This window comes from Gemmatimonadota bacterium, from assembly GCA_016209965.1.
Lineage (GTDB): Bacteria > Gemmatimonadota > Gemmatimonadetes > Longimicrobiales > RSA9 > JACQVE01.
On the sequence record JACQVE010000122.1, the window covers coordinates 1 to 3,526 of the forward strand.

6 protein-coding genes are annotated in these 3,526 nt (G+C 69.4%); 3 read left to right on the top strand and 3 right to left on the bottom strand.

What is annotated here, in order from left to right; translation table 11 throughout:
• A partial coding sequence (locus HY703_05075) for a hypothetical protein (protein MBI4544548.1) occupies positions 1-266 on the bottom strand: 266 nt, incomplete at its 3' end.
• Positions 267-444: 178 nt separating this feature from the next.
• Here HY703_05075 and HY703_05080 point away from each other — a divergent pair.
• A complete protein-coding gene (locus tag HY703_05080) occupies positions 445-912 on the top strand; it encodes a 6-carboxytetrahydropterin synthase (protein MBI4544549.1) in 468 nt (155 codons plus the stop codon).
• Entirely contained in the window at positions 909-1,298 is a 390-nt protein-coding gene (locus HY703_05085; GenBank protein MBI4544550.1) for a hypothetical protein, read from the top strand. The genes HY703_05080 and HY703_05085 overlap by 4 nt, the downstream gene beginning before the upstream one ends.
• On the opposite strand, the gene HY703_05090 is transcribed toward HY703_05085, so the two are convergent.
• Positions 1,246-1,572 (bottom strand): Rieske 2Fe-2S domain-containing protein, encoded by a 327-nt coding sequence (locus tag HY703_05090; protein ID MBI4544551.1) that lies wholly within the window; start codon positions 1,570-1,572, stop codon positions 1,246-1,248. The genes HY703_05085 and HY703_05090 overlap by 53 nt on opposite strands.
• A 112-nt stretch (positions 1,573-1,684) precedes the next feature.
• The gene (locus HY703_05095) at positions 1,685-2,179 is read right to left on the bottom strand and encodes a ferritin-like domain-containing protein (protein MBI4544552.1); all 495 of its coding nucleotides are present in this window, start codon (positions 2,177-2,179) and stop codon (positions 1,685-1,687) included.
• Positions 2,180-2,522: 343 nt separating this feature from the next.
• Between HY703_05095 and trpS the strand changes: the two genes are divergently transcribed.
• A partial coding sequence (gene trpS, locus HY703_05100; GenBank protein ID MBI4544553.1) for a tryptophan--tRNA ligase occupies positions 2,523-3,526 on the top strand: 1,004 nt, incomplete at its 3' end.

Consider the following 3,526-nt stretch of genomic DNA (forward strand, 5'->3'; position numbering starts at 1 on the left):
GCCTGCTTGCTGCGCTCCCTGGCTTCTTGCACAATGCGACCGGACTCGCCGCTCTCGACTGGCTGGGGGCCGGCAGGCGGCGCGAGGCGGTGTGTGCCGCGGATCTCGTAGGCGAAGAGCTTGGCGCGCAGGTCGCCCAGCAGCTTGATCAGGCGGGGCGTCGCCTCGAGCAGCCGCCCCTCCGCTTCCAGCCGCAGCACCAGCTCGGCGAAGCGCCGCAGGTCGGCGCGCAACGCCTCGGGCGTGATGTCATCGTAGAGTCCCAATATCCCTCCTTCGCCCTCTGGGGCGTTCGCCAGCCTTGGCCGGAGCCGTGGGCCAGCCGAAGCGTCGCAAAACCCCGGCCAGCGCGGGTTCTGCTGCGGCAGGGTCGCCGGGCTCGCCGGGCGCGCCGGGCGGGTCCGGCTGGACGTGTTTGTGCTCGCGGGCTAGCTTTCTGGATCTATGGCCATTGCCTATCTCACCCGCAAGGTCTCGTTCGCGGCGGGGCATCGCTACCACCGCCCGGAATGGAGCGAGGCGCGCAACCGTCGCGTGTTCGGCGCGTGCAGCAACCCCCACGGCCACGGGCACAACTACCTGCTCGAGGTGACGGTGCGAGGCGAGGTGGACGGGGAGACGGGGTTTGCCGTGGATCTGGGCGCGCTGGATGCGCTGCTGCGCGAGGCTGTGCTCGAGCCGCTGGATCGTCAGCACCTGAACCACGTGGTCGATGCGTTCGCGCCCGGCGGGGCGATCCCGACCTGTGAGAATGTGCTGGTCTACCTGTGGCCGCGCATCGCACGCGGGCTTCCGGCGGGCGCCCGGCTGCACCGCTTGCGACTGCACGAGGACCCGACCTTGTATGTGGACTACTTTGGCGGCGGGAAGGGCGCGCCGGAGCCGTCGGCCGGCGCGGGGGGCGCGGCATGAGCGGGGAGAGCGGGCGGAGCGCGGCCGGGGAGCCCACGCCGGCGCCCCACGCCGTGGGCGAAGGGTCCCCCGGCTTGCCCGCCCGGCGCTTCGTGGTAGACGGCCTCGAGTGGACGGCCCGTATTGCCGGTGAAACGGCCGGCGGAACGGGCCGGCAGGGCGTCGCCGCGCTGGTGGTGGTACACTTCAGCCGGGCAGGGCGGGAGCAAGCCGAACGGGAGCTCTTGCTGCCGCGCGGGCGTATCGAGGAGCTGCACGACCAGGAGCTGTGCGACCTGTTTCGCACGGCGCGCGCCGTAACGGGAACGGGTGTGGCGGCGGGGAAGGCCGGCTCTACTCGCTCTCCAGCCGAGGACCGACCTTCACCAGGTTCTGCTCGACCTTGATGGCGTAGCGCGCCAGAGCTGCGGCGCCGGGCGGCGCGACCGCCTCACCGCTGCGCAGGTCGTACACCGCATCGTCGGTGGGGCAGATCAGCAGGTGTCCCTTGAGCCGCCCTACACTGGCGAGGTCCGTTCCATCGCGCGGGCACCGGCCCGAGACCGCGTAATACGTCTGACCCACGTTGGCCACCAGCAGCCGCTGGCCGCGCACGTTGACCTGCCGCATCTCGCCAGGCCCCAGGTCCTGCGTCTTGAGTACCGCTTCTTGCTCGCTCATACCCCGAAGGACCGTTCCAGGGGAAGCCCGCCCCACGTCACCTGCGGCGGCCTCCTGGGCCCGCTCGTGAAGCATCAGGGTCCCCGCTCGTCCGACCCGCCGGTCCGCCCGGCTAGCGCGTTCCCACGAACTGCTCGAGGATCTTGGGCTGCTGCTCGTCGATCCAGCGGCTCATCTCCTCTTCCTGCCGGAGGTTCTGCTCGAGCAGTCGGCTAATGTCATCCTGCCGCAGCGCCTTGGCCTGGTCCACCAGCCCCCGGTAGCTGGCGATCTCGTAATGCTCCGTCTTGCTCGCCGCATCCAGATTGAAGACCTCGAGGGCCTGCGGCGAAGGCTGCTCCGCCTGGAACGTGCGCTTCTCCTCCCGCAGGCCACGCAACGCCGTGCACTGCACGCGCGGCGCCTCGCTGCCCAGGAGTTCGAAGCAGCGCTCCAGGTTCTGGATATGCCGCTGCGTCTCCTCGCGATGCCGCCGGATCCGGCCGCGCACCTCCACACTCTGCGTCTCCGTCTCCAGTTGGTCCAGAACCGAGATGATCTGCTGCTCCGCGTCGTACATGTCGCCCAGTCCGTGGCGGAACACATCGTTCAGCGTGTTGGCGGCCATGCGTGCCTCCGAAGGAAACTGGATCGGGTGGCGGGCCAATGGCGCGGCATTCTGCCGCAACATCCATTCCCGATTTACGGGCACGGGCACGGGGAGGGTCCAGGGACCAGGCAGGGGAGGGTCCAGGGTCCCGGCCATAACGGTGGTCGGTTCCTGTGCCTTCCCTTGGCCCTCCCTTGACCCTTCCCCTTCGCCCTCCCTTTGCGCTTGCCCCTGCCCTTGCCCTGGCTCTGCCGGGGGCTGGTCCTGCGCCCGCCTGGCGCCTTACTTTCTAAGCCATGTGAGCGGCGGCTCCCGTGTGTCGGCGCAGCGGAGGAGAGGGCGGTAAGACCATGGAGGCCATGTGACGGAGGGCAGGAAACACAGGATTCTGACCGGGGATCGTCCTACGGGCCGGCTGCACCTGGGGCACTGGGTTGGCAGCCTGGAGAACCGCGTGCGGCTGCAGTCGGAGCACGAATGCTACTTCATCGTCGCGGACCTGCATACCCTGACCACGCGGCCGGAGAAGGAGGCGCTGGCGGAGGTGCCAGAGAACATCCATGAGATGGTGCTGGATTACCTGGCAGCGGGCATCGATCCGGAGCGCTGCACCATCTTCGTGCAGTCCGCGGTCCCCCAGACGGCGGAGCTGAACCTGATCTTCGAGATGCTCGTCTCGCTCCCCCGCCTCGAGCGGCTGCCCACGATCAAGGAGATGGCCGAGGCGGCGCACCTCGAGGTGCTGCCCTTCGGGCTGGTGGGCTACCCCGTGCTGCAGGCGGCGGACATCCTGCTGCCGCGCGCGGACCTGGTGCCCGTCGGGCGCGACAACGCGCCCCACGTCGAGGTCACCCGCGAGATCGCCCGGCGCTTCAACTTCCTGTACGGCGACGTCTTTGCGGAGCCCGAGGCGCTGGTCAGCGAGCTGCCGGTGCTGCCGGGCATTTACGGTGAGCAGAAGATGTCCAAGTCGCTGGGCAACGCGATCCTGCTCTCCGACCCCGCGCCCGTGGTGCAGGAGCGGGTCATGCAGATGTACACGGACCCGAACCGCGTGCGCGCCGATGTGCCCGGCCGCGTGGAGGGGAACCCCGTCTTCATCTACCACGACTTCTTCAACCCGGACGGGGCGGAAGTCGAGGACCTCAAGGAGCGCTACCGGCAAGGGCGGGTGGGCGACGTCGAAGTGAAGCGGAAGCTCGCGCGTGCGCTCAACGCATTCCTCGAACCGATCCGCGAGCGGCGCGCTCAGCTCGAGCAGCAGCCACGGATCGTCGAGGAAATCCTGCTGGCCGGGAACCAGCGCATGCGCGCGCTCGGCGCCGAGACCCTGGAGCGCGTGCGCGAGGCCATGGGGCTGACGTA